Here is a 26,998-nt window from a genome sequence, read left to right as displayed (position 1 = left end):
GCCCTGGAGTTTCGGCCACGGGAGAGTGGGACCCATGGAGCGTACTGATCGCATCGACCAGGCACAGGCCCGTACCTGGCTCACCACCGCCCTCGCCGAGGCCCGTGCCGGTCTTGCCGAGGGCGGCATCCCCATCGGGGCCGCGCTGTACGGTGCGGACGGCACGCTCCTCGGCCGCGGTCACAACCTCCGTGTCCAGGACGGCGACCCTTCCATGCACGCGGAGACGGCGGCCTTCCGCAACGCCGGACGGCAGCGCTCGTACCGCGGTACGACGATGGTGACCACCCTCTCCCCCTGCTGGTACTGCAGCGGTCTGGTCAGGCAGTTCGGGATCTCCAGGGTCGTCGTCGGCGAGGCGGCCACCTTCCGGGGCGGGCAGGACTGGCTGGCCGATCACGGCGTGGAGATCGTGCAGCTGGACGACCCCGAGTGCACCGCCCTGATGCGCGGCTTCATCGAGGACCACCCCGACCTGTGGAACGAGGACATCGGTGACTGACTCCACGACCGGCCCCGAGGCCACCTCCGCGGCGCCCCGCGTCCCCACCGTCGACCTGCGCCCCTGGCTCTCCGGCGACCCGGACGCGCGCGCCGGGATCGCCCGCACCGTCGACCGGGCCCTGCGGACGGCCGGATTCCTGCTCGTCACCGGCCACGGCGTGGACCCCTCGCTGCGCGACGGCATCCGCGCGGCCGCCCGCACCTTCTTCACCCTCCCCGCGGCGGCGAAGGAGCCCTACACCGCCAAGGTCGGCGGCCGCGGCTGGCTCGGCCCGGGCGCCGAGGCGAACGGCCACTCGGAGGGTACGGAGACCCCGCCGGACCTCAAGGAGTCGCTGACCTTCGCGACGCACGAGGAGTTCGAGGACCCCGAGACGAACGCGGAGTGGTACGCGCCGAACGTCTGGCCCGCCGAGGTGCCGGAGCTGCGGGCGCTCTGCGAGGAGTACCTGGCGCGGATGGCCGAGCTGGAGAAGCGCCTCCTGGCCCTGCTCGGCGAGGCCCTCGGCCTGGAACCGGACCTCTTCACCCGGCACATGGACCACCCGACGTACGGCTTCAACATCAACTGGTATCCGGGTACGGACGTGATGGGCGAGCCCGAGCCGGGCCAGTTCCGTATCGGCCCGCACACCGACTTCGGGACCGTCACGATCCTCGACCGGCAGGCCGGCAAGGGCGGGCTCCAGGTCTTCACGGACGAGGGCGGCTGGGAGGACGCGCCCTTCGATCCGGCCGCGTTCACGATCAACATCGGCGATCTGATGGCCCGTTGGACGGGAGACCGGTGGCGCTCGGGCCGGCACCGGGTGCTGCCCCCGCCCGCCGACGTACCCGGCGAGGAGCTGATGTCGCTGGTCTACTTCGGCGAGTGCACCCCGGGGACGCTCGTCGAGTCCGTCCCGGAGCCGGTGGGCCGGGTCGCGTACCCGCCGGTGGACTCTCATGTCTACCTGCGAGAGAAGCTCGAATCGATCACAGTCAACTGACAGAAGGCCAACTTTCGTAACCCAACGGTCGTCAGGCGCCCTATCTCGAATCAAGTCCCCCTTCTTACACTGGTGTTGATACACCTCACAGCAGCACATCGGACCGGACCGCGCCGGGGGGAGATGCGGTGCACACAGGGCTGCACGGCCGGGGGGCGCTCTTCGACACGGATCCGCCCGGTCTCGCTCCACGGCTCGTCGGCCTGCGTCCTTACCAGCACCGCTCGACGCCGTACGAACATCCGAAGGACCTGCCCTTCGTGGTGTTCGCGGGCGGCCGGGGACTGGGCAAGACCGCGCTGCTCAGCGAGCTGCGCAAGGCGTGCAAGGGGCATACGCCGGTCGCGCTGGTCGACGGCGAGGACGGGCAGTTCGCGGCGCCTCCGTCCGAGCGGCCCGCCGAGTCCTGGTCGCCGGTAGCGCAGGCGCTCACCACGGTCGCGGAGCAGCTCGCGGAGCCGGTGACGGGGGCCAAGCGGATCAGCTTCCCGCGGCTCGCCGCCGGGCTGCTGGCCGTCGCGGCGAGCGGCTGGAGCGACCGCGACCTGCCCCGCATCCGGCAGGAGGCCGAGCGGATCCTGCTGCTGAACGAGTCCGGTTCCTGGCTCTCGGGCTTCGCGAACCGCTGGGTGAACAAGGTCGTCGCCAAGCTGATCGCCTCCATGTCCGGTACGGGACCGGTCCTCGAGCCGATCATCGAGGCGACCCTGGAGGCGTTCTCGGAGGGCGTCTCCCCCACCCACCACCGGCTGCGCCGGGCGGCCACCTGGTACCGCGACTACCCGAACGCGGGCGGCAACCCGAAGCTCGGGCTCATCCTGCTCTCCCGGCACTTCAGGGCGGGCGGCAACTCCCGTACGCACGCCGAGCGTTATCTCGTACGGGCCCTGCTGGCGGACCTCGACGACGCCTACACCGGAGCCCTGCAGCGCTCGCACCGGCTCGGCCGCCCGGTCGTCCTGGTCGACAACGTGCAGGCGCCCGCCGGCCTGGGGCTCATGGAGTCGGTGCTGCGGGACCGCGCCGAGGACATCGCCGACCAGGTCGTCTTCTTCACCTCCCTGCGCGGCTACAGCCATCCGGCGCTCCGCAACGCCGTCCGCCGCACGCTGCCCGACGTCGCCAGGCGCTGCGACTGGACGCCGGACACCTCGCCGTCCTCGCGGGCGCTGCTCGTGTCGCTGCCGCCACTGTCCCCGGACGACACCCTGCACATCGTGGGCGCCACCTGCCTCGACGTCGCCGTGCCGCCACAACTCCCGCACGCCACACACCGGTTGACCGGCGGCAGCCCGCTCGGCATCGCCGTGCTCGCCGCGTCGGCCCAGCAGAACCTGCCCGAGGCCGCCACCCTCGGCGCCCTGCTCACCGCCGACGTGGCCCTCCTGGACGACCGCGACGGGCGGGTCGCCTACCGGGAACTCCTGGACCGGCTGGTGCCCGGCGGCAGCCTGGACGAACTGACCGTGCTCGCCGCCGCCCACGACCCCGACTCGGCGCGCGCACTGGCGCGGGACCGGCTGCCGGACGACTTCGGCGCGTCGGGCGTCCTGGACCTGGAGGCGCGGCTCGCCGAGGAGGGCTGGCGGACGGCGCCGGACCAGTTCGTCGGCGACCCGTTCCTGCGCGCGCTCCTGCTGCTGCGGCTGCACCACCGCGACCCCGGCCACGAGGAGTGGCGGGCCACCCACCACACCCTCATCGCCCACTACACCGACGCGCCCGGGAGCGACGACGACCCGGGCCGCGCCCGGTACCGACTGCACCACGAACTCGCCCTGGGCAAGGCGGACCTGGCGGTCGGCTACCTCCGCGACGCCTTCCACCGGGTGGACACCCGCACCTGGCTGTCGGCGCTGGTCTTCATCGCCTCCGCGCCTTACTACCACGCCCACGATCCGGACGGCCGCGACTTCGACGGCCACGACCACCGCACGTCCGTCGCGCTCGGCCGCACGGACGCCGCGCAGACCCCGCCGGACGGCGTGGACCCCGTACTGCACCTGCGGGTACGCCGACTCCTGCACTCTGTCTGGCAGTTGACCGATCCGCTGGTGCTGCCGGACCCGAAAGTGACCGACCGGCTGCGGTTCGAGCTGGAGCAGCTGTCCAATCTGCGGCCCGCGGGCAACGCCCTGCTGTGGCGGGCCTCCAGGGACTGGCCGACGGACGCGCTCGCGGGCCGGCCGTTCCGCATCCCGGGTGACGACGACGAGACCCGCTCATGACGCGGGACGGGGGCGAGTGATGGCGCGCTTGTGGGTGTGGCTGCGCGAGGACGTCTGGGAGATCAAGTTCCGGCGGGTCATCGCCCTGTTGCTGGCGGCCGTCCTCGTCGCCCTCGGCGTCTGGGGCGGCACGACGCTCGCGAAGGAGGACCGTTCGTGCGCGCCCGGGGTCGAGCGACCCGAGGGCAGCGACGAGTGCGTGGGCGTCTCCGCGACCTCCTACGACTGGGGCCGCTCCCAGTTCACCGAGGCCGTGCGGGCGATCAACACGGAGAACGAGACGCTGGAGCCCGGCAGTTACGTGACCGTGGCCCTGCTCGAACCCTTCACGGCGACCGACGAGGACAACCTCGGGGACGCGCTGCACGAGCTCCAGGGCGCCTATCTCGCCCAGTACCGGGCCAACCACCAGTCCAACGACCAGACCCCGAAGATCCGGCTGGTGCTGGCCAACCCCGGTGCCACCGGCGAGCAGTGGCGGCACACGGTCGACCAGATCGCGGGGATGGCGAGCGGGCCCGACCGGCTGCGCGCGGTGACCGGCGTCGGCCTGAGCACCGAGAACAACAAGAAGGCCGTCAAGGAGCTCACCCGCCTCGGCATCCCGGTGATCGGCTCCTCCATCACGGCCGACGACCTCGCCAACGGGCAGGAGGGCAAGGACCCTTACCCCGGGCTCGCCCGCGTCTCCCCCACCAACACCGACGAGGCGCGCGCCCTCGCCTCGTTCGCCGACGTCTCGCCCGGCAAGGCGCTCCTGGTGTACGACAAGCCGGGCGACCCCTACTCGCGCACGCTCCAGCAGTCCTTCGAGAAGCTGCTCAAGGGCTCTCCCTACCAGCCGCAGCCGTTCACCCCGCCCGACGACCGCAGCAAGGAGGGCACCACCGCCAACACCTTCCGGCAGATCACCCACCTCGTCTGCGACACGGCACCGGCCACCGACACCATCCTGTTCGCCGGCCGGCACACCCAACTGCGCCAGTTCATCAACGCGTTGGGCGACCGCGGCTGCCAGGACCGCGCCTTCACCCTGCTCACCGGCGACGAGGGTTCGTACCTCACCGGCGACAAGGCCCTCGACCGCACGGCCCTCACCCATCGCATCTCCGTGCGCTACACGGCACTTGCCCATCCGGACGCCTGGCTCGCGAAGGACGCGCCGAAGAGCGGGGGCAGCGCCGCCGACGCGAAGGTGCTCGACGAACTGCTCGCCGACAGCGCGCGCAAGCCCGTCGGCCCCATCGGCGAGGTCTCCCTCGATGACGGGCAGACGATCATCGCGTACGACGCCATGACGCTCGCCGTCCAGGGCATCCGCGAGGCCACCGCCGGCGGGAAGACGGTGCCGCCCATCGCGGACGTCGCCAACCAGTGGACGCTGACCAAGGGTTCGCAGAAGGTGACCGGCGCGAGCGGCTGGATCTGCCTCGACGTGCACGGCAACCCCTACGACAAGGCCGTACCGATCGTGGAACTCACCCCCGAGGGCAAGGCACGCTTCGTCGAGATCGCCTGGCCGGAGGAGAAACCGCCGCCGAAGGAGTGCCTGCCACCGGCCTAGGGCACGGCAGCCGTACGGCTCCCGCCGCGGCCGGGCGGATCGTCACGCGGACGGCCAGCTGTGCAGGGCCATGTCGGCCACCTGCTGGACGTCGTCGCGGGTGGCGCCGCCCGCGGCCTGGACGGCGATGCCGTTCGCCACGGTCATCAGGTAGCGGGCGAGCAGTCCGGAGTCGGCGTCGGGGGGCAGGTCGCCTTCGTCGACGGCCCGCTGGAACCGGTCGCGGAGGACCAGGACGGCGTCGTTGCGCCAGGCGACCAGGGCGTCCCGGGCGTTGCGTCCCGGGTCGCCGACGGCGAGGGCGCCCTGGACGCCGAGGCACCCGGAGGGGCAGCCGGGGCGGGTGGTGGCCCGGACCGAGCCGTCGAGGAACGCGGTGGCCACCTGCCGGGCGGTCGGCTCCCGCAGCGCGCGGGCGGCGTACGAGGCGGGGCCTTCGGTGTAGCGCTCCAGGGCCTTGCGGAACAGCTCCTCCTTGTTGCCGAAAGCCGCGTACATGCTGGTGCGGGTGATGCCCATGGCGCCGGTCAGGTCGGTGAGGCCGGCGCCCTCGTAGCCCTGCTCCCAGAAGACCCGCATGGCCTGTTCGAGGGCCTCGTCGGCGTCGAACCCTCTCGGCCGGCCGATCGGCGCCCGCTTCCTCGTCTCCATGCCGGCGATCCTACCTCTTCCGCACCGGTCGGTACCGATGTGCTACGTTCCCTTTCCGTACCGATCAGTACCGATCGGTACTGAACTTTGTGGAGGTCATCCCCATGGGACAGTTCGAAGGCAGGACCGCCGTTGTCACCGGCGGGGGCAGCGGGATCGGCCTGGCCACCGCGGTGCGGCTGGCGGCCGAGGGCGCGCACGTGTTCGTCACCGGCCGGCGCAGGGCCGAGCTGGACGCGGCCGTCGAGACCATCGGCCCGGCCGGGGCGACCGCGGTGGCGGGTGACATCTCGAACCTGGCAGACCTGGACCGGCTGTACGACGCGGTCCGCGCCCGGGGCCGGGGCCTGGACGTGCTGTTCGCCAACGCCGGCGGCGGGTCGTTCGCGACGCTGGAGCAGGTCACCGAGGAGCACTTCGACCAGACCTTCGACATCAACGTCCGGGGCACGTTGTTCACGGTGCAGAAGGCGCTCCCGCTGCTCAACGACGGCGCGTCGGTGATCCTGAACTCCTCGGTGCGCGCCGATGACGGTGTCGCGGCGTTCGGCACGTACGCGGCCTCCAAGGCGGCGATCCGGTCCTTCGCCCGGACCTGGGCCAACGAGCTCAAGGACCGGAACATCCGGGTCAACGCGGTCTCCCCGGGCACCATCGACACTCCCGGGCTCGACGGCGCGGTCGCGGCGCAGGACACACCCGTCACCAAGGCGCAGTTCGGCGCGGGTGTCCCGCTCGGCCGGATCGGGCGCGCGGACGAGGTCGCGGACGCGGTGGTCTTCCTCGCCTCCGAGCGGAGCAGCTTCGTCCTCGGAGCCAACCTGTACGTCGACGGCGGCGAGAACCAGCTCTGACCCGCGGGCGGCATCCGTCGCGCGAGCCCCGGCGGCGCCGGTCCCGTGGCGGACGGGGACGGGACAGCCGCTGGGGCCCGGCGGGTTACGGACGCTCGCCCGCCCTGTCGACCACGGCGCGGTCCAGGATCGCCGTGTTGCTGGTGACGTCGCCCTTCTTCACGCCGCCCGGCCAGTCGCTGGTGGCGACCGACCGCTCGCCCAGATATTCGTGGGTCTTCTTGTCGAAGATCCACTCGTCGCGGCTCGGGTTGTCGGGGTCGTCGCGCGCGATCGCGACGCCGGGGCGCCCCGCGGCGTCCACCGCGTCGTCGATCACCGTCACACCGGGGATCCGCTCGACGGCCCGGTAGAGCGCGGCGTTCACCTCCGGAGGCACGATGGCCTCGCCGATCAGGTCGCCGACGAGGACGAACACGGCCTGGTCGGTCTGCTGGCCGCTGTACTCCGGGGCGGTCTCGCGCAGCCACTCGTACATCTCGTCCGCGTCGGTGGGCAGCGTCGACAGGTGGCGGTAGTTGGTGGAGACCTCGTAGCCGCGCTCGCCCTTCTTCGCGTCGGGTTCGCCGGACCACTGGCCCCGGCCCGCCTCCCGGTACAGCCCCGCGACGGTGCCGTCCACCGAGTGCCAGCTCTCGAGCCGGTGCAGGGGCGGGATCCGGGTCTTCGTGCCATTGCTGGTCTGTGAGTACGACACCTTCGAGTCGACGTACACCCACTGGTCGTCGCGGACGGTGCCGGGCGCGTCCTCGTGCTCGGCGGCCAGCGCGAGGTTCTCCAGCAGCGCCACGGTCTCCCTGCTCGGCGGCCGCGCGCTCGCCGCGTCCCCGCCCGACGCGGGAAGGAGTACGAAGGCCACGGCCGCGGCGGTGGCGACGGCCGCCGCCGCGATCGCGGGCCGCAGCCACCTGTTGCGTGTACGCGCCGGAGCCTCGTCCACTCGCGGTGTCTGCCGGATCTCGGTCATCAGATGCTCCTTGAGGAGTCGGTGACGGCCCGGCCGAAGGTCTCTCTCGGGAAGTCGGTTCATCGGTTTCCCTTCCTCGTGGGCCCGACCGCGGTGCCGCGGTCACCTCTCATCTGTCCGCGTTCCGCGGGGAGTTCCGAGGCTTCGATATGTTTCGCGAGCTTTGTTCTGGCCCGGGAGAGCCGCGACCGTACGGTGCCGACGGGCACCCCGAGCGCCTCGGCCGCCGCCGCGTAGTCGAGCCCCGACCAGACACAGAGGGCCAGCACCTCCCGCTCGGGCCGCCGCAGTTCCTCAAGGGCCGTCCGTACGAGGGCCAGTTGCGCCGTGTCGTCCAGGCGCCCGGCGACCTCGTCGGCGAAGTCCCGCTCGGTCCCGTCCTTCGGCAGCCGGGCGACGGCGGCCGCGTGTCTTCGGGCCGCGCGGCGCGTGTTGCGCGTGACGTTGGTGGCGATCCCGAGCAGCCAGGGCCGCACCGAACCGCCCTCCGCGTCGAGCCTCTCGCGCAGGCGCCAGGCGTCCAGGAACGTCAGCGACACCACGTCCTCGGCCTGCGCCCAGTTCCCCGTGAGCCGGAAGGCGTGGTTGTAGACGGAGCGGGCGTACGCGTCGAAGAGCTCACCGAAGGCGTCGTGGTCCCCCGCGCGGATGCGTTTCCTCAGATACATCGAATGGCTCGGAGTCGTATCCACGCCCTCCCCCTGTCCGTACGCCGAAGGCCGGTTCCCGTGACGTGTGTCACGGGAACCGGCCCTGGTCGGCTGCGGGCGGGATCAGACCCCGGCGTAGGAGTGCTTGCCGGTGACGAAGATGTTGACCCCGTAGTAGTTGAAGAGGAAGCAGGCGAAGGCGATCAGCGCGATGTAGGCGGCCTTGCGGCCCTTCCAGCCCGCCGTGGCCCGCGCGTGCAGATAGCAGGCGTAGGCGACCCAGGTGATGAACGCCCAGGTCTCCTTGGGGTCCCAGCCCCAGTAGCGGCCCCACGCGTCGCCGGCCCAGATCGCGCCCGCGATGATCGTGAAGGTCCACAGCGGGAAGACGGCGGCGTTCACCCGGTAGGAGAACTTGTCGAGGGTGGCCGACGCGGGCAGCCGCTCCAGGACGGAGGTCGCGAAGCGCCCCGGCTTGCCGCCGCTCGCCAGCTTGTTCTCGTAGCTGTCCTTGAAGAGGTACATCAGGGTGGCGACCGCGGCCACGTAGAAGACGGCGCCGCAGAGGATGGCCGTCGAGACGTGGATGTAGAGCCAGTACGAGTGGAGCGCGGGAACCAATTGGTCACTGGCGGTGTACAAGACAGTGACGGCGAGACCGAGATCGAGGAGGACCGTGGTGACCAGGGGGAGGCCGAGCCAGCGGATGTTCTTCTTCAGCGCGAGCATCACCAGGTACACCGTGACGGCGACGGTGGAGAAGGTGATGTTGAACTCGTACATGTTGCCCCACGGCGCCCGCTGCACCGACAGCGCACGCGAGACGACACCGGCCACCTCGACGGCCCAGGCGACGACGGTGAGAGACACCGCGATACGGCCGTAGAGGTCGCCCTGCACATCCCCGCCGTGCGCCCCGGGCCCGTCGGGCACGTCACGGGCGCCGGAAGCGGACCGGGTGACGACCTGGGGCCGCTCCAGGACCGTGGTGCCGCCCGCCTTGTTCACCGTGACCGCGGGAGCCGCCGTCTTCTGCGGCGAGGTCAGCGCGGCGGCCGTGCGGGCCACCTTGCTGCGGCTGCCGAAGATCCACTCGGCGATGTACGTGAAGAAGGCCAGGGTGTAGACGGCCATCGACGAGTAGATCAGCGTGTTGCTGACGTTGGCGAGGTGTTCGTTGGTGGTCGCGGCCAGGTTGGTGGCGGTGGCGGCGAGATCGGTTGCGGCAGCGGGATTCACTGCTTCTCAGCCCCTTCGGCGGCAGATACGGGGGGTTCGGCGTCGGGGTGTGCCTCGGCGTCGGGTTCGGCTTCGCCGGCTTCGTCGGCGTCTTTGACTTCGCCGGCTTCGGCGGGCTTGCTGGGCGCCGTGGGCGCCTGTTCGTGCACGAGCGCGGCCAGGTCGCCGAGTTCCTCGGGAAGCTTCGTGGACTCGCTGCGGCCGAGGCCCGCCATCTCGACGACGGTGACGCCGTCGGCGCCCCTGGTGGCCCGCACCCAGACCCGGCGGCGCTGGATGAAGAGCGACCCGGCGAGACCGAAGATCGCGGTGAAGGCTCCGACCAGTGCCCAGTCGCTGCCGGGCTGCTGGGTGACCTGGAAGCCGGCCCACTCCTTGATGTCCTTCTCGAAGGTGATCGAGCCGGCGCCGTTCGGCAGCGTCATGGTCTCGCCGGGCGCCAGCCTCGACTTGAGGATCTCGCCCTTCGAGTCCTTGAACTGCTTCATCTGGGAGGTGTCCAGTTGGTACACGTTCTGCGGAAGCCCCGAGTCGACCCCCAGGCTGCCGTGGTACCCGCTCAGCGCCAGCACCGGGTCCTTGAGCGCGGGGAACTGGGAGAACATGTCACCCGCGCCGGCGCCCGCGAAGGTCGGCACGAAGAAGGCGGCGAAGCCGAGCTGCTCCTTGTCGCCCTTCGCGTTCCGGTAGCCGTCCATCACCTTGATCGCGCCCTGCGAGGTGACGTTCGAGTCGAGCGGCAGCATCGGCACGGGCTCGGAGTAGACGACCTTGCCCTTGCCGTCCCGGACGGTGACGACGGGCGCGTAGCCGTGGCTGACCAGGTAGACCTTCGAGTCGCCGATCTCCAGCGGCTCGTTGACCTTGACCGTGGTCTTCTTCTCCTTGCCGTCGGCGCCCTCGCTGTAGGTGATGTCCGCCTGGTAGGTGCGCGGGGTGCCCTTGTTGGGGCCGGACTCCTCGTAGGTGCCGGTGAAGCTCTTCAGGTCGAAGCTGAACGGCGTGAGGTCGTCGGTGGAGAAGAGGTTGCCGGACTTGAAGTCGTCGTACGACAGCAGGGTGTTGGAGAAGCCGTCGCCCTCGACGATCAGTTTGTTGCCCTCGGACTTGAAGAGCTGGCCCCAGGCGAAGGCGACCAGCATCACGACCAGCGCGATGTGGAAGAGCAGGTTGCCGGTCTCGCGCAGATAGCCCTTCTCGGCGGCGACGGCGTCCCCGGCGAGGTGCGCACGGAACCGCCGCTTCTTCAGCACCCCGAGGGCGGCCTCACGGACCTGCTCCGGCTCCGCGGCGGTGCGCCAGGTCGCGTACGCGGGCAGCCGGTTCAGCCGCTTGGGCGCGCCCGGCGGACGGCCGCGGAGCTGCCCGACGAACTGCCAGGTGCGCGGCACGATGCAGCCGATGAGCGAGACGAAGAGAAGGATGTAGATCGCCGAGAACCACACGGAGCTGTAGACGTGGAACAGCCCGAGCTTTCCGAAGACGGGCCCGAGCACGCTGTGCGCGTCCTTGAAGTCCTGCACCTTCACCGCGTCGGTCCCGGACTGCGGGATCAGCGAGCCGGGGATCGCCCCGAGCGACAACAGGAACAGCAGGAGCAGCGCGATCCGCATGGAGGTGAGCTGCCGCCAGAACCAGCGGGTCCAGCCGAAGACCTCGCGCCCGGTCCAGGCCAGCCGGCCGGCCGCGCCGGGCCCGCGTACGCCGCCGAAGGAGCCGGGGACGACGGTGTCCACAGGGGCTGTGGACAGTTGGGATCCGGCCGCGCCGAGTTCGCCGTCGGCGCTCACACCGACATGCCGGCTGGCGGGCACCGGTTCCGTCGCCTCTTCACCGCCGTCGGTCGCCGTCTTGCCGGTGTCAGTCGTGCTCATCGATCAGATCCCTACCGTGAAACCGTTGGACCAGACCTGCATCTGCTGAACGAGGCTGTCCCACGCGCCGGTCAGCAGCAGGAGGCCGGTCACGATCATCATGCCGCCGCCGATGCGCATCACCCACGCGTAGTGGGCCTTGACCCAGCCGAAGGCGCCGAGCGCCTTGCGGAAGGCGACCGCGGCGAGGACGAAGGGCACCCCGAGACCGGCGCAGTACGCGACGGTCAGTATGGCCCCTCGGCCGGCGCTCGCCTGCTCCATCGACAGAGCCTGCACGGAGGAGAGCGTCGGGCCGATGCACGGGGTCCAGCCGATCCCGAAGAGCGCGCCGAGGAGCGGCGCGCCGAGGAGGCCGGTGACCGGCCGCTTGTGGAAACGGAACTCGCGCTGGGTGAGCCAGGGCATCATCCCCATGAAGAAGACACCCATGAGGACCATGAGGACACCGAGCACCTTGGACAGCGTGCTCTGGTGCTCGTACAGGGTCGAGCCGAAGTATCCGAACAGCGCCCCGCCGGAGACGAACACGACGGTGAAGCCGAGCACGAACAGGCTCGCCCCCACCACCATCCGCCCGCGTCTGGCCTCCGCCAGATCGGTGCCGCTGACCCCGGTGACGTAGGAGAGGTAACCGGGCACGAGCGGCAGCACGCAGGGCGAGAAGAAGGAGATGAGCCCGCCGAGTACGGCGATCGGCAGGGCGAGCAGCAGTGCCCCGTCGTAGACCGTCTGGTTCGTGCCGGTCGGCGCGGCGAGCGCGGTGGCGAGGTGCGTGGACCCCGCGAGCTGCGCGGACGTCGCGAAATCCGTGGACGCGGCGAGGAGGGACACGGCAGGTCACTTCTCCGCGAGGACGGGAGCGAGCATCTCGCGCAGCTTGTCTTCGCTGAGGGCCTGAAGCGTGCGGGCCGCGATCTTCCCGTCCCGGTCGATGATGAGCGTCGACGGAATCGCCTGCGGGTTCAGCGTGCCCTTCTTGAAGCGGAGCATCAGCTTGCCCGTCGGGTCGTACAGACTGGGGTACGTGACCCCCTGCTCCTCCTCGAACGCCTTGGCCGGAGCGGTGCTGGGGTCGCGGGTGTTGATGCCGACGAACTGCACGCCCTGGTCCGCCGTGTCCTTGGCGACCTTGACGAAGTTCGGTGCCTCGGCGCGGCACGGCGGGCACCAGGAGCCCCACACGTTGAGGACGACGACCTTGCCCTTGTAGTCGGCGACGTCGAGCTGCTTGCCGTCGACGGTCTCGCCGGAGAGGTCGGGCGCGTCGGTCCGCTCACCCTTGGCGACGGTGGCGATGCCGTTCTTGCCGGCGACGAAGTTGGTGTTGCCCGAGCCTCCGGACGTACCCCCGGAACCGCAAGCGGACAGGGCGAGAGCGGCGACGGCGGCTCCGGCGGTCAGCAGGGCGGTGCGACCACGGGTGCGGTTCGAACGCTGGTCGGCGCGGCAGGCAGCACTCATGTGAAAAGTTTCGCATGTCCGTTCCGGGGATCTTGCGCACCCCCCTTGCGGACGGAAACCCGCATTTCAGGCGGCCTTTTCAGACCCCTTGGAGGACTGTGTACCGACATCGCCGAGGAAGGACCTCCAGCCGCCGGCCGGCTCCTGCCCCACGTCGAGGGACTGCAGCCCGGCCACCACCTCGGGTTTCTGCACGTCCAGCCACTCCACGAACTCCCGGAAGGAGACGAGACGGACGTCCTCGCCCTTCTCCTTCTCCCGCGCGATGTACTTGAAGGCGTTCTCGACGGCGTCCATGTAGATGCCGCCGTTCCACTGCTCGAAGTGGTTGCCGACGAAGAAGGGTGCGCGGTTCGTCTCGTACGCGCGCTTGAATCCGGCGATGTAGGACTGGCTCGCCTGGGTGCGCCAGGCCGGGTAGTTGTAGGCGGGCGCGTTGGTCGAGTTGACCGACTGGTTGGCGAGGATGTTGTAGTCCATCGACAGCACCTCGAAGCCGCGGCCCGGGAAGGGCATCGCCTGGAGCGGCAGGTCCCACAGGCCCTGCCGCTTGCGCGGCCAGACCTGGAGGCCGCCGGGCGAGGAGGCGTCGTAGCGCCAGCCGAGTTCCCTGGCGGTGGGCAGCAGGTTGTCCCGGCCCAGCAGGCACGGGGTGCGTCCGCCGATGAGTTCCTTCTCGTAGTCGAAGGGCAGCGCGGGCAGATCGGTCCAGCCGCTGTTGGTCCGCCACTCCTTGACGAAGGACTTCGCCTGGTCGATCTCGCTGCGCCACTGCGCGGCCGTCCAGTTGGCGACCGTGCCGCTGCCGGCGCAGAAGTGGCCGTTGAAATGCGTGCCGATCTCATGGCCCTCGAGCCAGGCCTGCCGGACGAGTTTCAGCGTGGTCCTGATGTGGTCGTCGGTGAGATAACCGATGTCCGAGGCGCCCTGGGGATTGTTGGGCGGCGAGTACAGACGCTTCTTCGACTCGGGCAGCAGATACAGCCCGGAGAGGAAGAACGTCATGTGGGCGTCATGGTGCTTGGCGAGTTCGAGAAAGCGGGAGAAAAGACCGGTCCCGACCTCTCCGGCGCCGTCCCAGGAGAAGACCACGAACTGCGGCGGGGTCTCGCCGGGTTCGAGCGGCACCGGCTCCGCGTGCTGTCCTGGCTGCTTTCCGGTGAAGGCGGTGGAGCCGTCGCCGAGGGGTCGCACGGGGTGCTTGGGGGCACCCGGCGGTCCGTCGGCGGAACCGCCACCGTGCTCCGCGCCCTCTTGCTGTGCGGTACCGCAGGCCGCGAGTCCCAGCGCGGCGGCGGCGCCCGCCCCGAGACCGATCATTCCCCTGCGACTGATGTCCCGCATTCCGTCCCCGCTTCCTCGCGCCTTCTCGGTCGGCTCCGGCCGACACCTCATGAGAGGGCGCGAGGAAGACGGGGGTTCCGCCAAACTCGCCCATATTCAACTGTTTTTACGAAAATACGCTCAGATGACTTGAATCAGTACGCTAAGTAATGATGTGTGCGCCTTGGGCGGCTTACGCGCCGAACGCCTTGTCCTTGCCCTTCACCGGCTTGGCGCCCGCGAGGAGATGGGCGGGGACGAGATCGCGGGCGGGCTCGGTGTAGCCCACGGAGACGATCCTGTCGCCGCGGTAGGTGAAGGACGTCAGGGACGCCAGCGTGCACTGCCGCTTGCGCGGGTCGTGCCACAGCCGCCGCCGCTCCACGTAGGAGCGCACGGTCCAGATGGGCAGCTGGTGCGAGACGCACACCGCCTCGTGCCCACGGGCCGCGTCCTTGGCGGCGTCCAGCGCCCCCATCATCCGTACGACCTGGTCCACGTACGGCTCGCCCCAGGACGGCCTGAAGGGGTTGACGAGGTGCTTCCAGTTCTCGGGCCGCCGCAGCGCGCCGTCCCCCACACCGAAGGTCTTGCCCTGGAAGACGTTCCCCGCCTCGATCAGCCGGCCGTCGGTCGACAGGTCGAGCCCGTGCGACTTGGCGATGGGGGTCGCGGTCTCCTGCGCCCGCTCCAGCGGGGAGGCGACGACATGCGTGACGTCCCGTGACGAGAGGTGCTCGGCGACCCGGTCGGCCATCCGCCGCCCGAGCTCGGAGAGGTGGTACCCCTCCAGCCGCCCGTACAGAACGCCGTCCGGGTTGGCCACCTCACCGTGCCGCATCACGTGTACGACGGTGATGTCCTCGTTGCGCTCGCTCATGCCGTGGCCTCCGCTGCTGCCCGTGCCGCCGCCGGAAGGGCGTCGGCGATCCGTTGAATCGCCCGGTCGTCGTGCGCGGTGGAGACGAACCAGGACTCGAACGACGACGGCGGCAGGTACACGCCCTGCGCCAGCATCGACTGGAAGAACGCGGTGTAGCGGAAGGACTCCTGCGCCTTGGCGTCCTCGTAGTCGCGCACCTCACGCCCGGTGAAGAAGACGGAGAACATGCTGGAGGCGTTCTGCAGCCGGTGGGCCACACCCTCCTTGCCGAGCGCCTCCGTGACGAGACCACGGACCTGCTCGCTCACCGCGTCGATCTTCTCGTACGCGGCGTCGTCGAGCAGCCGGAGCTGCGCGAGCCCGGCGGCGGTGGCGACCGGGTTCCCGGACAGCGTGCCCGCCTGGTAGACCGGCCCGGCCGGCGCCAGGTGGCCCATGACATCGGCGCGCCCGCCGAAGGCCGCGGCCGGGAAGCCGCCGCCCATGACCTTGCCGAAGGTCATCAGGTCGGGCTTGACCCCGTCGATGCCGTACCAGCCGGCCCTGCTGGTCCTGAACCCGGTCATGACCTCGTCGGAGACGAACAGGGCGCCGTTCTTGGCGCAGGCGTCCTTCAGCCCCTGGTTGAACCCGGGCCGCGGCGGCACGACGCCCATGTTGCCGGGCGAGGCCTCGGTGATCACACACGCGATCTCGCCGGGGTGCGCGTGGAACGCCGCGTGCACGGCTTCGAGATCGTTGTAGGGCAGGACGATGGTGTCGCCGGCCTGGGCCCCGGTGACGCCCGGGGTGTCGGGCAGCGCGAAGGTGGCCACTCCGCTCCCGGCCGCGGCGAGCAGCGAGTCGACGTGACCGTGGTAACACCCGGCGAACTTGATGACCTTGGCCCGCCGGGTGAACCCGCGCGCGAGCCGGATGGCGGACATGGTCGCCTCGGTCCCGCTGGAGACCAGCCGGACCTGCTCGACGGGCTCGACACGGGCGACGATCTCCTCGGCCAGCGTGACCTCACCCTCACCGGGCGTACCGAAGGACGTGCCCCGGGAGACGGCGTCCTGGATCGCGGCGATGACATCGGGCTGAGAATGCCCGAGAATCATCGGCCCCCAGGAGCAGACAAGATCGACATACTCCCTCCCGTCGGCGTCGGTCAGGTAGGGACCGTTACCGGACACCATGAACCGGGGCGTACCGCCCACGGCCCGGAACGCGCGCACAGGAGAATTCACGCCACCTGGCGTGACGACGGCCGCACGGTCGAATAGGGACTGCGATGCTGGGGCTTCATAGGGATAAGGCAGTTCGGTCATGACCTGCGACGTCTCCGACTCCGGGGGGCTAGTGACCTACTCAGGGTAGGCCAGCGGCTTCCGGCCGCCGCGGGCGCGCGAGCCCGGCCTCGCGGGCACGCCAGGGGCACACAGGACGCGGCGGCGTGAACGCGGGCGCCCGCGTGCACGTACGAGAAGATCCCAGCCATCGCGCGCGCGGCGGGCCGGTGCTCGGTACGACAAACGGGCGGCGGTCCTCGCGCATCTGCGAAACTGGGGCCTGGTACGGACAGCTCCGATGAACGATGGTGTTCAGCGGGCGGAGATCCTGCGGACAGGTGTTTCAGCGCACGTTTCGGCGTGCGGCCGTGGGGGAGGTCACTGTCACGATGATCGGGTTGCGTGACGGGGGTCGCGCGCCTTGGAAAAGCAGTCGGGTGGAGATATGCATCGCGGTGGCGGACTGGGCGAAGGGACCGACGACCTCGGTCCTCGGCGTGCCCGCGGGGGAAAGCACCGACGCGAGGCGGAGGAGGCGGCCGGCGCCAGAGCCGGCCAGGAACCCGAGCGTGCCGCCCGCAGGATCGAACGGCTGGGTGCAGGGAGCGGGAATGGTGGCCGGGTGGGGGTGACCTACAAATACTTCGGCGCGCCCGACGGCGCGACGGCGGCCCGGGTCCCGATCTCGATGCGCCCCGAAGAACTCGGCGGCGACGAACTCGGGATGAACGGCATGTTCACCAAGATCAAGCCGGAAACCATGGCAGCCATGGTCCTCACCGGCATAGAGGGCGTCCCGCTCAACAAGGTGCCCCCGCTCGAACTCGTCGTCCTCCACCCCGACTACGCCGTCGTCAAGCTCCCCATGACCGTCGTGGACCCCCTCCGTGGAATAGGCGAGGAAGCGGTCGGCGCGGCCGCGTTCATCTGGTCGACGGTGCCGGACCGCGGGGGGCCGCGGGACGCGTTCAACGTGTATCAACTGCTGCACGAGTGGCAGGACTTCAGCCACCGGCTGCATGAGGCTGGGCATCAGCCCTACTGTCTTGTCTGGCCGTGAGCCGAGGTGGCGCTGGTAGTGGCGGGCGGGGTCTTCGGACCTCGCCTTTTTCATGTGCCGGGACAGGTGGGAGGCAGCCGGGACCGGGACGAGGCGGCGAGCCCCCCGCTCCGGGCCTGAATCGTCTCGTCGACGGGCGAGTTGGGCGCCGTTAGGGTGAGGCGGCGCTCCGGTCCGGTCGCGTGCAGCGGATTCTCCAGATGCAGAGGTGTACGAGCGTATGAAGCGACCTGGGTGGTTGTGGAAGACACCGGGACCGGGAAGCCGGCTGGCCGCGTCCTTCGCCATGGCGCGCCCGGCGCGCGGAAGCTCCACGACGGACCTGCTGCGCAGGGCGGCCTCGCACGACGCGATCTGGCTGGGTGCCGCGGCCGTGCTCGGGGCGTCCGGCGGCAGGACCGCCCGCCGGGCCGCGCTGCGTGGCGTCGGCTCGGTGGCGATCGTCGCGGTGATCAATCACACGCTGGGCAAACCGGCCGCCCGCAGTGCGCGCCCCGTCCTCGACAGCCTCCCCAAGGTCTTCCCCCGGCCGGACACCGCGTCCCTCCCGTCGAGCCCGCTGGCGGCGGCCGCCGCCTTCGTCTCGGGAGCCGCCCTGGAGTCGCCCCGGCACGGCCTCGCCGTCCTGCCCTTCGCCGCGGGGCTGGCCTACGTACGCGGCCGGGAAGGTCTCACCCACCGCGGCCGGGCCGCGGCGGGGCTGATCGTCGGCGGGGGCGCGGCGCTGCTCACCTGCCGTTGGTGGCCGGTGAAGCCGGAGGCCGCGGCGGCGGCCGCACCGCCGCGCAGGCCGGCCCCCGCACTCGAGGACGGCAAGGGCCTGCATCTGGTGGTCAACCCGTCGTCCGGCATCTCCTGGACCAAGGACACCGCCGAGACCCTGGGCGTCCTGCTGCCCGGCGCCTCGATCACCGTGCTCGAGCCGGGCGACGACCTGGTGAGCCTCCTCGACGAGGCGGCGCTGCGCGCCGTCGCGGACGGCGGGGCGCTGGGGGTGTGCGGCGGCGACGGGACCGTCAACGCGGGCAGTACGACGGCCGCCCGCCACCGTGTGCCGCTGGCCGTCTTCCCCGGGGGCACGTTCAACCACTTCGCCGTCGACCTCGGCAACCAGACCATGGAGGACGTGGTCCGCGCGATCCAGGCGGGCGACGCGGTCACCGCCGACGTGGGCCGGGCCTCGTCCCCCGAGGGTCCGGGCACCCGCCCCGAGGAGGGCGCGCCGGACGGCTCCCCTGCCGAGTCGGCGGACCCCCCGGAGGCCGGCCAGCAGTTCTTCCTCAACACCTTCAGCATCGGGGTGTACTCCGAGCTCGTGCACGCCAGGGAGCGGCTGGAGAAGCGCATCGGCAAGTGGCCGGCACTGGCCGTGGGCCTGGCCAAGGTCCTGGCCACCGGCAGCCCGCTCTCCGTGGTCATCAACGGCCGCCCCCGCCGTATCTGGCTGCTCTTCGCGGGAAACGGGATATACCACCCGGCCGGTTTCGCCCCGACCTACCGCACCCAGCTCGACGACGGACTGCTCGACGTCCGCGCCGTGGAGGCCGGCACCCCGCTGGCCCGCACCCGGCTGCTCATCGCCGTCCTGACCGGCACCCTGCACAACTCCCGGGTACTGACGACCGCCCAGGTGCGCCGGATCGACCTGGAGGTCCTGCGGGGCGAACCGCACTTCGCGTACGACGGAGAGGTCACGGACGCCACCTACCGGCGCCTGGTCCTCGACAAGATCCCCAAGGCGATCACCTTGTACCGCCCCGCCGACCAGGACCAATGGCTGCGCTGACACCAGCCGTCCTCCGCCGCCCGGGGCCCGTGTCGGAAGCCGGGCGCACACCCGTGCCGGAAGCCCGGCGCGCACCCGTGCCGGAAGACGCGCGTAAAACCGTGTCGGAAGACGCGTGCATATACGACTGAGAGCGGGGCACACGGAGGCTGCACAAGCAAGAATCCAGCAGACGTAAAGATTGGAACCGACATGATTGCCCTGGGCGTCATCCTGCTCATACTCGGCCTGCTGCTCGGTGTCGGCCTCCTGACGACCGTCGGCGGCGTGCTCGTCGTCGTAGGCGCGGTCCTGTGGATCCTCGGCTCGACCGGTCGCGCGGTCGGTGGCCGGAAGCACTACTTCTAGGAACCGCGCTCCGCGCGGTTACCCCGCGATGTGAACTCTGAGGATGGTGCGCTGCTGCGGATGTTGGCTTACACCCCGGCGGCGCTCCTCCTCGTTTTTTTCTGCGTGCGCGCGCTGCGCGAGCGCAGAAGGTTCGGCAACGCCGTGATTCTCGGGCTCGCCGCGCTCTGCGCGCTGGCGGCCTGGATGTTCCAACTGGCCCGGTCCGACTCGACATCCGGCCTGGTCATCGCCTGGTCGCTCGTGGTTCTGGGATCACTGGCCGTCCTCGTGCTGACGTGCTTCCTGTTCCTGAACGGCCTGCGGATGGCGCGCAAGGAGGGCAGGAGCCCCTCCAACCTTCTGTCGCTGGTGGCCGCCCTCTCCATCCTGATCGTCATCGCACTGCTGATCACCGCCGCCGCGGTGAGGACACCCGTGCTGATCGGGGTGGGAGCGGCGGTCGGCGGCATCGCTGTCTACGTCTCCTTCCTCTTCCTGAGCTTTGTCATCTACGCCTTCCTCTACGGACGGCTCCGGGTGCGCCGCAAGGCCGACTACGTGGTCGTGCTCGGCTCGGGCCTCGTGGACGGCTCCACCGTGCCGCCCCTCCTGGCCAGCCGCCTCAAGCGGGCCCAAGCGGTCCACGCGCGGCTCGCCAAGCGCGGGAGTGCCCCCGTACTCATCACCTCGGGCGGCCAGGGACCGGACGAGGATGTGCCGGAGTCGCACGCCATGGCCGACTACCTGACGGCCCAGGGGTTCCCCGCCGGCCTGATCGAGCGGGAGGACCGCTCGACGACGACGGAGGAGAACCTGCGGTACAGCAAGGCGATCATGGAAAAGGCGAACCCGGACTACCGGTGCGTCATCGTCACGAACAACTACCACGCCTTCCGCGCCGCCCTCACCGCACGGCGGACCCGGATCAGAGGCCAGGTGGTGGGGTCACCCACAGCCGCGTATTTCTGGCCCAACGCCACGCTCCGCGAGTTCGCGGCGATCCTCGTCACGTATCGACGGACCAATACGGCGATGTGCCTGCTGTTCGTCCTGGGCGGGGTACTCGCCTGGTGGACCCGGAACAACATGTCCGGCTAGCAGTCGGCCGGGCACCGGCCCCCGGCTGCGCTTTCGTCCCGCCGAACCCTCGTACGCGACGACCCGGTGGGCCACGGCCCTCCCCCAAGGACCGAATGAGGAAAGAACCAACTACCCTCCCCCACCCACCCGTTCACCCTCAGGAGTGACCCGGTTGCGGAGAGTCGTTGCGGGAGGTTACGTTCCCGGCGACAACTCCACACAAACGACGGCCCCCGCCAGGACGGCAATCCTGAACGAGGGCCTGACCGCTCAGGAAGAAGACGCTTCCCGATGGCTGATCCGCAGTCTAACGCGCCCTCGCGCGCCGACACCGGAGCTCCGACCTCCGGTGTGATCCACGTCCGCACCCGCCTCACCGCCAACTTCACCGTGATCGCCAACGCCCTTGCGCAGCGGCGCGGCAGCGCGGTCACCGTCGGCGTCGCGGCGTACATCCTCTCGCTGCCCGACGGCTCGATCGTCAGCATCGCCGCGCTCTGCGCCCACTTCGACGAGGGCGAGATCCTGATCTCGCGTGCGCTACGGGAGTTGGAGGCCGCCGGTTACCTGGAGCGGCGGCGAGAGCGCGGCCCGGACGGCCAGATCCGTACCCGGACGTACTTCCACGACGTACCGCGCGGGCAGGGCGAGTCCACTCCGCCGCCCGAACGGCCCCTGCGGGCAAGGAAGTTCGCGGCGAGGAACACACCCCGGCCCAGCACGCCGCCCACGACAGAGTCCGCGCCGGACCCCGCACACCCGTCGCCCCCTTCCCCGCTGGGGCTCGACACCGTCGACCCTCAGGCCGTCGTCGTCCTCTCCTCCCTCCGGATCCTCGACCGCAGGCTGATCCTGTCCCGCCGCGAGGTCGCCGAGCTGGCCCCGGCCGTCACCGAGTGGCTCGCGCGGGGCCTGGGCCCCGAGGAGATCGCCGGACTGCTCACCACAGGGCTCCCCGAGACCTTCCGCTCCCGCCCGGCACGCGTCCTCGCGTACCGCCTGAGCGAAGTCCCCCTCCCCGCACCACCCGCTCCGCCCACCGCAGCCGCCCCGCACCCTTGGCAGACCTGCGAGGGCTGCGAACGCGCCTTCCGGGCCCCGGCGCCCACGTCGTGCCGCGACTGCCGGAACACGCCCACGCCACGCGCCACTCGTGCATCGGGCCGCACCGACACGGACAGGGCAGCCGTCAGTCCCCTTCATCGCCGTGGCGGAGGCCCACGTCCTGCGCTCGCTCGGGCTGCGATGAGTGCGATCCAAGAGGCGACGTGGCACTGACCGCTCACGCACGTAATAGGACTACCGTTCCAACTGGGCCTGACGGGTTCGGTCCACAGGGCTCTCTGGGTAGCGTCCGGCCATGGAAGAGATTTCGATCGGGGACGCGGTCGATCATCTGCGGGCCGAGCTGATATCCGCGCGGGACCGGGCGGTCGGCTCGGAGCTTCAGTTCGAACTCGGAGACATTGAGCTCGAGTTCGCCGTGGAAATGCGCCGGGACAGCGCCAGAAAGGGAGCGATCGCCGCCTGGGTCGTGTCGGCCGAGACGGGGGGCAGCCGATCGTCCGGCGCCACCCACCGCGTGTCGTTCGTGCTCAAGCCACAGGACGGCGGCGGGCGGCGGATCACCATCGGAAACACCGGGAACGACGCCACGTCCAGTCCGGGGCTACCCGCGCCGGTCCCCGGCCTGGACCGCTGACCTCCCCTTATAGAGCATGGGGCACCAGAGGCGGCAGCGATAAGGGCAGTAGGGGGACACTATGGAACTGCGCCGTGCCGTCGCCGTACTGCTGCGTGATGCCGAGGGGTCCCCTCGCGGCAACGGGACGGGGTATCTCCTCGCCCGACGGCTCATCCTGACCGCACGTCATGTGCTGGACGGCGTTCCCGAGTCCGGGTCGTTCGGGGTGCAGGCACCCGGCGGCGCCTTCGTGGCCTGCTCTGTCGTCTGGCAGGGCGGACGCGTGGGGTCGGTCGAGGTCGACGCGGCGCTACTGCTCGCCGAGGAGGACGTCGGTGATCGGGTGGCCCCGGTTCGCTGGGGCCGTGTGGTCACCGCCCGGCATCACCCCTGCCTGGTGGCCGGGTACCCGGTCGCCGGGCACCGCGCGGACGGCGCACTGGACGTGCAGCAGCCGCGGGGCACGCTGTCACCCGGCACCGGGGCACTGTCGCACCGCTACACGGTGGAGCTGACCAGCGCCCCGCCGTCGACGCGCGCGCCGTCGCCGTGGAGCGGACAGTCCGGGGCCGCGTTGTTCTGCGGCGGGTCCGACTGGTCGGCCTCCCTGCTCACCGGGGTGGTGGTCGCGGACGTCACCGGCTGGCAGCCACCCCGCTGGGAAGCGCTGCCCGCGTACGTGCTTCTCGCCGACGCCCGATTCCGGCAGGTCGTGACGGAACACACGGGCCGTACGCCCGCCCTCGAACCGGTGGACATCCAGGATCTCGTGGCGCCGCGTACCCCCTGGCAGGTCCGGTCTCCGGCCACGCTCCTCGATCACCGGGCCGAAGCCGTCCGCTTCCACGGCAGAGAGGAGCTCCTGCGGGCCTTTCAGGACGACTGGTGCCAGGACGGCGGGGTGCGCCTCGCGGTGTTCACCGGGCCGGGCGGCGCCGGCAAGTCACGCTTCGCCAGGGAGCTTTCGCACCGTCTCGCCGACCAGCACGGCTGGGTCTGCGGCTGGCTCGACGAGAAGGACCCGCGGCAGGGATACGAGGTGCTGGCCGAGGTGGACCGGCCGATGCTGATCGTCGTGGACTACGCCGAGCGCAGACTCACCCAGCTGGAGCGGATCGCGTCCGTACTGGACCGGCGCCCGGACGAAAGCCCTCCGGTACGGGTGCTGCTGACCGCGCGGAGCCTCGGCGAGGCCACCGCAGGCTGGTGGGACCAACTGCGAGCACGGACCCGGGAGACGCGGGCACTCACCTACGACGCGATCCACCACGAGCTGGAACCGCTGACCCGATTAGCGGAGCGCCCGGCCCGCTACCGTGACGCCCTCGGCGATCTGGCCCGGCAGTTGGCGCAGGCACTCCCCCGGGCGCTGCGGGAGCTGGACATCGACTGGCCCGGGCAGCTGGCGCTGGTACCCGACCGCGACCTGTCGGACCCTGCCTACGGCTCGGGCCTGACCCTCCACATGACGGCGCTCACCGATCTGCTGGCCACCCACCCGGCCACCAGGCCGTCCGAACCAGGGCTCGCGGTGGAGGAGCAACTGCTGCTGCACGAGCGTGCCTACTGGGAGGACACCGCCGTACTGCGGCCGGCGCTCGCGGCGACCGGACCGGTGGCCCACGCCCACGCGACGGCGGTCGCCGTGCTCACCGCGGGCGCCCCCGACATCATGGGCCCGGCCATCCTGAAGACCTCACCCGGCTTCCACGACGCCGGTCAGGCACTGCTCGCCGAGGGAGCGGGCTGGCTGCACACGCTCTACCCCGCGCCCGGCGGGGCGTGTTGGGGGGCACTCCAGCCGGACCGGCTCGGCGAGTACCACCTAGGGGAACGCACCCTGCGCGCCCCCGGTCTGCTCGCGGGGACCCTGCCGTCGCTCGCGTACAGCGAAGAGTCGGTCAGGGCGCTGATCACCGTGTCACGCGCGGGTGCGCATCCCCACCACGACGCCGCTGTCGCGCGCGCTCTCGACGAGGCCCTGCGCCGCTCACCGGGAGGGGTCGGCCAGTCCATGCTGTCGGCGGCGACGCTGACCGAGTCGCCCGGCCCACTCGTCGGTGCCTTGGAGCGGCTGACCGAGGCGGACACCACCGACCCGCTGGAGTTGCTTGCGCTCCTGGAGAGCCTCGGAGCGGGCAGCAGCACCGTGCTGGCGTCCTGGGGGCTGCGCACCGCGTCCCGGCTTGCGCGGATTCTGCATGAGGCAGGGGCGGCCTGGAACCAGCTCGCGTCGGCCCTACTGCTCGAAGGTGGCTGGCTTCTCGCCACCGGAACCGTCGAAGCCGGGCTGAACCCGATCGTGAGTGCGCAGGAGCTGTACCGGCAGCACACGGAGGCACTCTCAGCGCGAGTGGGACTGGCTTCGGCCCTCGCGATGCGCGGCCAGGCGTTGTATCTACTGGGCAGGTTCGAGGAGTCGCTCAAAGCCTGCGACGAGGCCCGGGTCGCGTGTGCCGGATTGCCGGGCACCGACGGCAGAGACGACCTGCGGCTCGCCAGCAGCGTGATGAACCTGGCCGGGATGACGCTCTACGAGCTCGGGGAGTACGAGAAGGCCCTGAAGGCACTCGAATCAGCGGTGGACACCAGGACCGCCCTGGAACGCGAGGATGACGACAACTCGCAAATTAATCTGGCCATGGTGCGGGGCAACCTCGCCATCGTCCAGGCCCGGCTGGGCAGGGAGCGGGAGGCGCTGGCGACCACCGAGCTCACGGCGACGGTTCATCAGCGGCTCGGCGAGAAGTATCCGGACGCGACCGGCCCCACCACGGCCAGGGGGCTTGCGAGCCATGCCAACAGACTGCGCAACCTCGGCCGCGACGCCGAGTCGCTGGAGGTTTCACGGGCCGTGCTCCAGAAGTTCGAGGCCCTGGCACAGGAGCTGCCCGCCGCGTATCTGCCGGACCTGGCCGCAACGCTCAACAACTACGGTTCGTCGCTGGTCGACAACGGAGACGCCGTCGAGGCGGGCAAAGCCCTCGAGCGCTCCACCGGCATCCGGCGTGAGCTGTACGCCGCTGACCCCGATCGGTACGGTGCGGCGCTGGCGAGTTCGCTCAACAACCTCACGTACTGCCTGATCGACCTTGAGCAGCCGGCACGTGCGCTCGCCACGGCGCGCGAGAATCTCGCTCTGCACACCCGGCTCGCGAAGCGGAAACCCGCCGCCTACCAGGCCAAGCTCGCGGCGGCCTACACGACCCTCGCCAATGCGCTGACGGAGTGCGGCGAGCTGCGCGCCGCACTGCGGGCGTCGAGGCGGACGATCGCCCTTTATCGCAAGCTGGCCAGGTCCCGGCCGGACGCGCATCTGGTGGATCTGGCACAGGCGTGGAACAACCGGGCTCACATCCTCTCCATCATGGACCGCCGTGTGGCCACGTATGGGGCGCGCAGAATGCTGCATGCCTGTCGTCGGCTGCTCGCCACAAGAGACCCGGAGCGACATCTCGCGACGCTCGCGGACGATCTACGGGAGACCGCGCGTGCCTGTGCGCAGTACGGCTGGCCGGGTTCGGCCCTGGCGGCACGCGACGAAGCGGTCGCGGTCCGCCGCTCCCTCGTCGACCTGTCCGCCACCGAGCAGAGCATCCTCGAACTGGCGCGGGAGGTCGAGGCCCAGGCGATCGTCCTCGCCGAGTTGGGGCGGTTCGGCGAGGCGAAGGAAGCCTTACAGGAGACGCTGGGCCTGGTCGAGGAACTGGCCCTGATGGGACCCCAGACCTACCGCGAGCACGTCGCGACCTCTCGCTACAACCTCTCTGGCCTGCTCGTTGCGACCGGAGAGCCGGCGGAAGCGCGCGCCCTTGCCCGCTCGGCGGCCGAAGTCTTCCGGCAGTTGAACACGGAGCAACCAGGCAAGTACCGAGAACATCTGGACGACTGTGCGGAGCGGCTGGAGATCATCGACTCACCGGAGTCCCCGGCCCACGGGTTCGCTGCCGCTCTGCCACAGCAGCGCCGGAGCGGTCTCCTGCGGCGCCTGGGCCGAAGGCGGCACAGCGCCTCGTAGCATTCGAACCCGTCCACGCCGCCTTGTTGCGCATACTCCACACGACGGCCCGCCTCCGTCGGCGAAAGGACCAGGGTGGCTCAGCCAAAGCCCGGCAAGCAGCAGCAAGCTCTCAAGCCCGCCCTCGGATCCATGACCGTGCTGGTCGCCGCCGTCATCGTCCATGATCTGGCCGGCGGCCGTGTGGTGCTTCTCCAGCGTGGTGAGAGGGCCAAGTTCGGCCGGGGTATGTGGGATCTCCCCGTCGGCAAGAGCGAACCCGGGGAGTCGATCACCGGGACCGCCGTGCGGGAGTTGCACGAGGAGACGGGGCTGACGGTGAAGGCGGAGTCGCTGAAGGTCGTGCACGTCATCCACGGAGCGTGGGGAGCCGAAGCACCCAACGGTTTCCTCACCGTCGTCTTCGCCGCCCATGAGTGGAGTGGCGAACCCGAGAACCGCGAACCGCTCAAGCACGCCCAGGTGCGCTGGACCGACATCGGCGCCCTCCCCGATCCCTTCGTGAAATCCAGCGCCGCCGCCCTCCGCCGATACCTCGCTTCCGGCACACCCGAAGTCTCGCTGCACGGCTGGGCGTAG

General features: G+C 70.6%; 23 protein-coding genes. 13 read left to right on the top strand and 10 right to left on the bottom strand.

Annotated features, from left to right (window positions below):
• Positions 1-34 precede the first annotated feature (34 nt).
• The 4 genes from ACIBLC_RS31475 (at position 35) to ACIBLC_RS31460 (ending at position 5,285) form a co-directional block, all read left to right on the top strand.
• Positions 35-502: a nucleoside deaminase gene (locus tag ACIBLC_RS31475; protein WP_399214729.1), complete on the top strand. Its 468-nt coding sequence runs from the start codon at positions 35-37 to the stop codon at positions 500-502.
• Positions 495-1,493, top strand: coding sequence for an isopenicillin N synthase family dioxygenase (locus ACIBLC_RS31470; protein ID WP_399214728.1), 999 nt, complete (start codon positions 495-497; stop codon positions 1,491-1,493). Before ACIBLC_RS31475 ends, ACIBLC_RS31470 begins: the two co-directional genes overlap by 8 nt.
• A 128-nt stretch (positions 1,494-1,621) precedes the next feature.
• Positions 1,622-3,721 (top strand): hypothetical protein, encoded by a 2,100-nt coding sequence (locus tag ACIBLC_RS31465; protein ID WP_399214727.1) that lies wholly within the window; start codon positions 1,622-1,624, stop codon positions 3,719-3,721.
• A gap of 19 nt (positions 3,722-3,740) precedes the next feature.
• The gene (locus ACIBLC_RS31460; RefSeq protein WP_399214726.1) at positions 3,741-5,285 is read left to right on the top strand and encodes an ABC transporter substrate-binding protein; all 1,545 of its coding nucleotides are present in this window, start codon (positions 3,741-3,743) and stop codon (positions 5,283-5,285) included.
• A 42-nt stretch (positions 5,286-5,327) separates the two neighbouring features.
• Here ACIBLC_RS31460 and ACIBLC_RS31455 read toward each other — a convergent pair whose 3' ends face one another.
• Positions 5,328-5,936, bottom strand: a complete 609-nt coding sequence (locus ACIBLC_RS31455; protein WP_399214725.1) for a TetR/AcrR family transcriptional regulator — start codon at positions 5,934-5,936, stop codon at positions 5,328-5,330.
• Between the two features lie 104 nt (positions 5,937-6,040).
• On the opposite strand from ACIBLC_RS31455, the gene ACIBLC_RS31450 reads away from it, so the two are divergent.
• A complete protein-coding gene (locus ACIBLC_RS31450; RefSeq protein ID WP_399214724.1) occupies positions 6,041-6,790 on the top strand; it encodes an SDR family NAD(P)-dependent oxidoreductase in 750 nt (249 codons plus the stop codon).
• A gap of 85 nt (positions 6,791-6,875) precedes the next feature.
• On the opposite strand, the gene ACIBLC_RS31445 is transcribed toward ACIBLC_RS31450, so the two are convergent.
• The 9 genes from ACIBLC_RS31445 to hemL form a co-directional block, all read right to left on the bottom strand.
• Positions 6,876-7,820, bottom strand: coding sequence for a CU044_5270 family protein (locus ACIBLC_RS31445; RefSeq protein ID WP_399214723.1), 945 nt, complete (start codon positions 7,818-7,820; stop codon positions 6,876-6,878).
• Complete coding sequence (locus ACIBLC_RS31440; RefSeq protein WP_399214830.1) at positions 7,817-8,425, bottom strand: RNA polymerase sigma factor; 609 nt, start codon at positions 8,423-8,425, stop codon at positions 7,817-7,819. The genes ACIBLC_RS31445 and ACIBLC_RS31440 overlap by 4 nt, the downstream gene beginning before the upstream one ends.
• A 105-nt stretch (positions 8,426-8,530) precedes the next feature.
• A complete protein-coding gene (ccsB, locus tag ACIBLC_RS31435) occupies positions 8,531-9,646 on the bottom strand; it encodes a c-type cytochrome biogenesis protein CcsB (RefSeq protein ID WP_399214722.1) in 1,116 nt (371 codons plus the stop codon).
• Complete coding sequence (locus ACIBLC_RS31430; RefSeq protein WP_399214721.1) at positions 9,643-11,520, bottom strand: cytochrome c biogenesis protein ResB; 1,878 nt, start codon at positions 11,518-11,520, stop codon at positions 9,643-9,645. The genes ccsB and ACIBLC_RS31430 overlap by 4 nt, the downstream gene beginning before the upstream one ends.
• A gap of 3 nt (positions 11,521-11,523) precedes the next feature.
• Positions 11,524-12,234: a cytochrome c biogenesis CcdA family protein gene (locus tag ACIBLC_RS31425; RefSeq protein WP_399214829.1), complete on the bottom strand. Its 711-nt coding sequence runs from the start codon at positions 12,232-12,234 to the stop codon at positions 11,524-11,526.
• A gap of 126 nt (positions 12,235-12,360) precedes the next feature.
• Positions 12,361-12,984: a TlpA family protein disulfide reductase gene (locus tag ACIBLC_RS31420; RefSeq protein ID WP_399214720.1), complete on the bottom strand. Its 624-nt coding sequence runs from the start codon at positions 12,982-12,984 to the stop codon at positions 12,361-12,363.
• A 66-nt stretch (positions 12,985-13,050) separates the two neighbouring features.
• Positions 13,051-14,328, bottom strand: coding sequence for a hypothetical protein (locus ACIBLC_RS31415; protein ID WP_399214719.1), 1,278 nt, complete (start codon positions 14,326-14,328; stop codon positions 13,051-13,053).
• Positions 14,329-14,500: 172 nt separating this feature from the next.
• On the bottom strand, positions 14,501-15,187 hold the full coding sequence (locus ACIBLC_RS31410) for a histidine phosphatase family protein (RefSeq protein WP_399214718.1): 687 nt from the start codon (positions 15,185-15,187) through the stop codon (positions 14,501-14,503).
• Positions 15,184-16,500 (bottom strand): glutamate-1-semialdehyde 2,1-aminomutase, encoded by a 1,317-nt coding sequence (gene hemL / locus ACIBLC_RS31405; RefSeq protein WP_399214717.1) that lies wholly within the window; start codon positions 16,498-16,500, stop codon positions 15,184-15,186. Before hemL ends, ACIBLC_RS31410 begins: the two co-directional genes overlap by 4 nt.
• Before the next feature lie 583 nt (positions 16,501-17,083).
• Between hemL and ACIBLC_RS31400 the strand changes: the two genes are divergently transcribed.
• The 8 genes from ACIBLC_RS31400 to ACIBLC_RS31365 all read left to right on the top strand — a co-directional run bounded on the left by ACIBLC_RS31400 (position 17,084) and on the right by ACIBLC_RS31365 (position 26,998).
• Positions 17,084-17,521, top strand: coding sequence for a hypothetical protein (locus ACIBLC_RS31400; protein WP_019061278.1), 438 nt, complete (start codon positions 17,084-17,086; stop codon positions 17,519-17,521).
• A gap of 220 nt (positions 17,522-17,741) precedes the next feature.
• Positions 17,742-19,307: a diacylglycerol/lipid kinase family protein gene (locus ACIBLC_RS31395; RefSeq protein WP_399214716.1), complete on the top strand. Its 1,566-nt coding sequence runs from the start codon at positions 17,742-17,744 to the stop codon at positions 19,305-19,307.
• A gap of 192 nt (positions 19,308-19,499) precedes the next feature.
• On the top strand, positions 19,500-19,655 hold the full coding sequence (locus ACIBLC_RS31390; RefSeq protein ID WP_399214715.1) for a DUF6131 family protein: 156 nt from the start codon (positions 19,500-19,502) through the stop codon (positions 19,653-19,655).
• Positions 19,656-19,715: 60 nt separating this feature from the next.
• On the top strand, positions 19,716-20,735 hold the full coding sequence (locus ACIBLC_RS31385; RefSeq protein WP_399214714.1) for a YdcF family protein: 1,020 nt from the start codon (positions 19,716-19,718) through the stop codon (positions 20,733-20,735).
• Positions 20,736-21,008: 273 nt separating this feature from the next.
• Entirely contained in the window at positions 21,009-21,995 is a 987-nt protein-coding gene (locus ACIBLC_RS31380; protein ID WP_399214713.1) for a hypothetical protein, read from the top strand.
• 82 nt (positions 21,996-22,077) lie between these two features.
• On the top strand, positions 22,078-22,419 hold the full coding sequence (locus ACIBLC_RS31375) for a trypco2 family protein (protein ID WP_399214712.1): 342 nt from the start codon (positions 22,078-22,080) through the stop codon (positions 22,417-22,419).
• Positions 22,420-22,480: 61 nt separating this feature from the next.
• Complete coding sequence (locus ACIBLC_RS31370; protein ID WP_399214711.1) at positions 22,481-26,419, top strand: tetratricopeptide repeat protein; 3,939 nt, start codon at positions 22,481-22,483, stop codon at positions 26,417-26,419.
• Positions 26,420-26,551: 132 nt separating this feature from the next.
• Positions 26,552-26,998: an NUDIX domain-containing protein gene (locus tag ACIBLC_RS31365; protein ID WP_399214828.1), complete on the top strand. Its 447-nt coding sequence runs from the start codon at positions 26,552-26,554 to the stop codon at positions 26,996-26,998.

The organism is Streptomyces sp. NPDC050535 (assembly GCF_044457665.1).
Lineage (GTDB): Bacteria > Actinomycetota > Actinomycetes > Streptomycetales > Streptomycetaceae > Streptomyces.
The sequence above is the reverse complement of the archived record's forward strand: the minus strand, read 5'-3'. Positions and strand labels throughout refer to the sequence as shown.

Coding starts and splice junctions, on each gene's coding strand:
- ACIBLC_RS31420 (WP_399214720.1), bottom strand. CDS start 12,984: ATGAGTGCTGCCTGCCGCGCCGACCAGCGTTCGAACCGCACCCGTGGT.
- ACIBLC_RS31430 (WP_399214721.1), bottom strand. CDS start 11,520: ATGAGCACGACTGACACCGGCAAGACGGCGACCGACGGCGGTGAAGAG.
- ACIBLC_RS31380 (WP_399214713.1), top strand. CDS start 21,009: ATGGCTGATCCGCAGTCTAACGCGCCCTCGCGCGCCGACACCGGAGCT.
- ACIBLC_RS31370 (WP_399214711.1), top strand. CDS start 22,481: ATGGAACTGCGCCGTGCCGTCGCCGTACTGCTGCGTGATGCCGAGGGG.
- ACIBLC_RS31415 (WP_399214719.1), bottom strand. CDS start 14,328: ATGCGGGACATCAGTCGCAGGGGAATGATCGGTCTCGGGGCGGGCGCC.
- ACIBLC_RS31385 (WP_399214714.1), top strand. CDS start 19,716: ATGTTGGCTTACACCCCGGCGGCGCTCCTCCTCGTTTTTTTCTGCGTG.
- ACIBLC_RS31450 (WP_399214724.1), top strand. CDS start 6,041: ATGGGACAGTTCGAAGGCAGGACCGCCGTTGTCACCGGCGGGGGCAGC.
- hemL (WP_399214717.1), bottom strand. CDS start 16,500: ATGACCGAACTGCCTTATCCCTATGAAGCCCCAGCATCGCAGTCCCTA.
- ACIBLC_RS31475 (WP_399214729.1), top strand. CDS start 35: ATGGAGCGTACTGATCGCATCGACCAGGCACAGGCCCGTACCTGGCTC.
- ACIBLC_RS31455 (WP_399214725.1), bottom strand. CDS start 5,936: ATGGAGACGAGGAAGCGGGCGCCGATCGGCCGGCCGAGAGGGTTCGAC.
- ACIBLC_RS31445 (WP_399214723.1), bottom strand. CDS start 7,820: ATGAACCGACTTCCCGAGAGAGACCTTCGGCCGGGCCGTCACCGACTC.
- ACIBLC_RS31460 (WP_399214726.1), top strand. CDS start 3,741: ATGGCGCGCTTGTGGGTGTGGCTGCGCGAGGACGTCTGGGAGATCAAG.
- ACIBLC_RS31395 (WP_399214716.1), top strand. CDS start 17,742: ATGAAGCGACCTGGGTGGTTGTGGAAGACACCGGGACCGGGAAGCCGG.
- ACIBLC_RS31410 (WP_399214718.1), bottom strand. CDS start 15,187: ATGAGCGAGCGCAACGAGGACATCACCGTCGTACACGTGATGCGGCAC.
- ACIBLC_RS31390 (WP_399214715.1), top strand. CDS start 19,500: ATGATTGCCCTGGGCGTCATCCTGCTCATACTCGGCCTGCTGCTCGGT.
- ACIBLC_RS31365 (WP_399214828.1), top strand. CDS start 26,552: ATGACCGTGCTGGTCGCCGCCGTCATCGTCCATGATCTGGCCGGCGGC.
- ACIBLC_RS31440 (WP_399214830.1), bottom strand. CDS start 8,425: ATGTATCTGAGGAAACGCATCCGCGCGGGGGACCACGACGCCTTCGGT.
- ACIBLC_RS31375 (WP_399214712.1), top strand. CDS start 22,078: ATGGAAGAGATTTCGATCGGGGACGCGGTCGATCATCTGCGGGCCGAG.